6 protein-coding genes are annotated in these 3,786 nt (G+C 72.2%); all 6 read left to right on the forward strand.

Annotation, left to right across the window (positions count from 1 at the left end; genetic code table 11):
• A partial coding sequence (locus VIU94_RS14320; protein WP_331911384.1) for a hypothetical protein occupies nt 1-199 on the forward strand: 199 nt, incomplete at its 5' end.
• Entirely contained in the window at nt 196-1,164 is a 969-nt protein-coding gene (locus VIU94_RS14325) for a complex I subunit 1/NuoH family protein (protein ID WP_331911386.1), read from the forward strand. The genes VIU94_RS14320 and VIU94_RS14325, both read left to right, overlap by 4 nt.
• Nucleotides 1,164-1,778, forward strand: coding sequence for a NuoI/complex I 23 kDa subunit family protein (locus VIU94_RS14330; protein ID WP_331911388.1), 615 nt, complete (start codon nt 1,164-1,166; stop codon nt 1,776-1,778). The genes VIU94_RS14325 and VIU94_RS14330 overlap by 1 nt, the downstream gene beginning before the upstream one ends.
• A complete protein-coding gene (locus VIU94_RS14335; RefSeq protein ID WP_331911390.1) occupies nt 1,775-2,320 on the forward strand; it encodes an NADH-quinone oxidoreductase subunit J family protein in 546 nt (181 codons plus the stop codon). The genes VIU94_RS14330 and VIU94_RS14335 overlap by 4 nt, the downstream gene beginning before the upstream one ends.
• Complete coding sequence (nuoK, locus tag VIU94_RS14340; RefSeq protein WP_331911392.1) at nt 2,320-2,673, forward strand: NADH-quinone oxidoreductase subunit NuoK; 354 nt, start codon at nt 2,320-2,322, stop codon at nt 2,671-2,673. The genes VIU94_RS14335 and nuoK overlap by 1 nt, the downstream gene beginning before the upstream one ends.
• A partial coding sequence (locus VIU94_RS14345) for an NADH-quinone oxidoreductase subunit 5 family protein (protein ID WP_331911394.1) occupies nt 2,670-3,786 on the forward strand: 1,117 nt, incomplete at its 3' end. The genes nuoK and VIU94_RS14345, both read left to right, overlap by 4 nt.

The following is a 3,786-nucleotide window of genomic DNA, read 5'->3' on the forward strand; positions in this document are numbered from 1 at the left end:
ACCTGAGCCCGCGCCGGAACCCGCGCCGAGCGCCGCCCCGGCCACCGAGCCAGACGAGGCCCTGGCGGCACCTGCCGCCGAGCCGGCCTCGGAGGCCGCTCCGGAAGCCGAGCCCGACGCGGCTCCGGCTCCCACCCCCGACCCCGACGACCCCCCGCCCACCCCCACCACCCCACCCGCCGGAGGCGAACCCGCGTGAACGACGCACTCGACGTCGCCCTTCGGCTGCTCGTCGTCTTCGCCGTGTTTCTCGTGCTGCCGCTCGTCATCGGGCAGACCGAGCACAAGGTCATGGCGCACATGCAGGGGCGCCTCGGGCCCATGTACGCCGGTGGGTTCCACGGGTGGGCGCAGCTCGTCGCGGACGGGGTGAAGTTCGCGCAGAAGGAGGACGTCGTCCCGGCCGCCGCCGACCGCCGCGTCTTCCAGCTCGCCCCCGCCGTCGCCCTCCTCCCGTACCTCCTCGTCCTCGTCGCCATCCCGATCGGCCCCGACGAGGGGGCCGTCGGTCAGGTCGTCGACGCGGGCATCTTCTTCGTGCTCGCCGTCATGGGCGTCGGCGTGCTCGGCAGCCTCATGGCCGGCTGGGCATCCGCCAACAAGTTCTCGCTGCTCGGCGGCCTGCGCACCGCCGCCCAGCTGCTCGCGTACGAGCTGCCGATGCTGCTCGCCGCCGCGTCCGTCGCGATGGCCGCCGGCACCGTCTCGCTCCCCGGCATCCTGAACGCCTTCGAGTGGTGGTGGCTGCCCTGGCAGATCGTCGGCGCCCTCGTCTTCTTCGTCGCCGGCCTCGCCGAACTCCAGCGGCCCCCGTTCGACATGCCCGTCGCCGACTCGGAGATCATCTTCGGCGCGTACACCGAGTACACCGGTCTGCGCTTCGCGCTGTTCCTGCTCGCCGAATACGCCGGCATCGTCGTCCTGTGCGGCCTGACCACCGTCCTGTTCCTCGGCGGCTGGCACGGCCCGTTCGGCGCCGACGGCCTCGGCTGGGTCTGGACCCTGCTGAAGACCGCCGTCCTCGCCTTCGTCGTCATCTGGCTCCGGGTGTCCTACCCCCGGCTCCGTGAGGACCAGCTGCAGAAGCTCGCCTGGACCACCCTCGTCCCGCTCGCCCTCGCGCAGATCGCGCTCACCGGCATCGTGAAGGTGGCGATCAACTAATGGCACCGATCCCTGGTTCCGGCCTCGCCAAGGGGCTTGCCGTGACCCTGCGGACGATGACCCGCAAGTCCGTCACCGCGCAGTACCCGGACGTCCAGCCCGAACTCCCGCCCCGCAGCCGCGGCGTGATCGGGCTGTTCGAGGAGAACTGCACGGTCTGCATGCTCTGCGCCCGCGAGTGCCCGGACTGGTGCATCTACATCGACTCCCACAAGGAGACCGTGCCCGCCGCCGTCCCCGGCGGCCGCGAGCGCAGCCGCAACGTCCTCGACCGCTTCGCGATCGACTTCTCGCTCTGCATGTACTGCGGCATCTGCATCGAGGTCTGCCCCTTCGACGCGCTGTTCTGGTCGCCGGAGTTCGAGTACGCGGAGACGGACATCCACGAGCTCACCCACGAGCGCGACAAGCTCCGCGAGTGGATGTGGACCGTCCCGGAGCCGCCCGCGCTCGACCCGCGTGCGGAGGAGCCCAAGGAGATCGCCGCCGCCCGCAAGGCCGTCGAGAAGGCGGAAGCCGCTGCGGCGGAGGCCGCCGCCCAGGCCGCGGCCGCCGAGAGCGCCGCCTCCGAGACCTCCGAGACCTCCGAGACCTCCGAGGGGGACGCGCAGTGACGCTCGCCGCCGCCCACCCCGGCTTCCTGTCGCCCACCGGCGTCGAGATCGCCTTCGTGCTCGTCGGCCTCGCCACCCTCGGCGCGGCCCTCGTCACCGTCACCACCCGCCAACTCGTGCACGCCGCGCTGTGGCTGGTGGTCACGCTCGGCGGGCTGGCCGTCGAGTACCTGCTGCTCACCGCGGAGTTCATCGCCTGGGTCCAGGTGCTGATCTACGTCGGCTCCGTCGTCGTCCTCCTCCTCTTCGGTCTGATGCTCACCAAGGCGCCCATCGGGCGGTCCCCGGACGCCGACTCCGGCAACCGCCCGGCCGCCCTCGTGGTCGCCGTCGCCGCCGCGGCTGCCCTGGTCTGGGTGGTCGTCGACGCGTTCCGCGCCACGTGGATCGACCTGGACGGCCCGGCCCAGGGCTCCACCAAGGTGTCCGGCGAGATCCTGTTCCGGCACTGGGTGCTGCCCTTCGAGGCGCTCTCCGTCCTGCTCCTCGCCGCCCTGGTCGGCGCGATCGTCCTGTCGAAGAAGAACGAGGGGGAGCGCTGATGCACCTCGCCTACCCCGCCGTCCTGGCCGTGCTCCTCTTCTCCGTCGGCCTGTACGGCGTCCTCGCCCGGCGCAACGCGATCCTGGTCCTGATGTCCGTCGAGCTCATGCTCAACGCGGTCAACCTCAACCTGGTCGCCTTCGACGTCTGGCTCCGCGACACCCTGCACGCCGGCCAGGCCCTCACCCTGTTCACCATCGCCATCGCCGCAGCGGAGATCGGCATCGGTCTCGCGATCGTCCTGATGGTGTACCGCAACCGCGGCACCTCGGACGTCGACCGGCTCCGCGACACCGCCGAGACCGACCAGGCCCCCGCGGCCGGCGACGAGAAGGCGGAGGCCGCCGCGTGACCACGACGACCCTCGCCGTCCTCGTCCCCCTCCTTCCCTTCCTCGGCGCCGTCGCCGGCCTGCTCCTCGGCCGGACCGTGCCCGGACTCGTCCGGCCGCTCGCCGTCCTGCCGACGCTCGCCGCGGCCGCCCTCGCGGCCGTCGTCGCCGCCCGTCAGGGCGGCGGGAAGGCCATCGACGCGGCCACTCAGCTCACCCCGACGGGCTCGGTCCCGATCGACCTGTCCCTGTACATCGACGGCTTCGCCGCCCTCGTCGCCGTCCTCGTCGGCGTCGTCGCGACCTGCGTGCAGATCTACTCGACCGGCTACCTGCGCCACGACCCGCGCTACCCCTCGTACGCGGCGCTCGTCTCCCTCTTCACCGCCGCGATGCTGCTGGTCGTCTACTCCGGCGACCTGATGGTGCTCCTGGTCGGCTGGGAGATCATGGGCATCTGCTCGTACTTCCTCGTCGGCCACTACTGGGAGACCCCCGAGGCGCGCTCCGCCTCCCTGAAGGCCTTCCTGGTCACCAAGCTCGGCGACGTCCCCTTCCTGTTCGGCCTGTTCGCTCTCGCCGTGGACGCCGGCACCTTCCGGATCACCGGGATCCTCGGCGCCGTCGCCTCCGGCGGGCTCGACCACCCGACCCTGATCGCGCTGCTGCTGCTCGCCGGCGTGGCCGGCAAGTCCGCGCAGTTCCCGCTGCACACCTGGCTGCCCGACGCGATGGCCGGCCCCACCCCCGTCTCCGCGCTCATCCACGCCGCGACGATGGTCGCCGCCGGCATCTACTTCGTGGCCCGGCTGCTGCCGGTCTTCGCCGCCTCCGCCGCCGCGCTGACCGTGCTCGCCGTGATGGCCGCGGTGACGATGGTCGGCTCGGCGCTCGCCGCGCTCGCCCAGGACGACATCAAGCGGGTCCTCGCCTACTCGACCATCGGCCAGCTCGGCTACATGGCGGGCGCCCTGGCCGTCGGCGACCGCGGCGCCGCCGTCTTCCACCTCATCTCGCACGGTGCGTTCAAGGCCGTCCTCTTCCTCGCCGCGGGCGTCGTCATCCACGCCGCCGGGACCAACTCACTGGCTGCCATGTCCCGCATGGGCGGCCTGGCGAAGCGCATCCCGGACG

Origin of the sequence: Streptomyces sp. (assembly GCF_036566765.1) — a bacterium.
Taxonomy (GTDB): Bacteria; Actinomycetota; Actinomycetes; order Streptomycetales; family Streptomycetaceae; genus Streptomyces.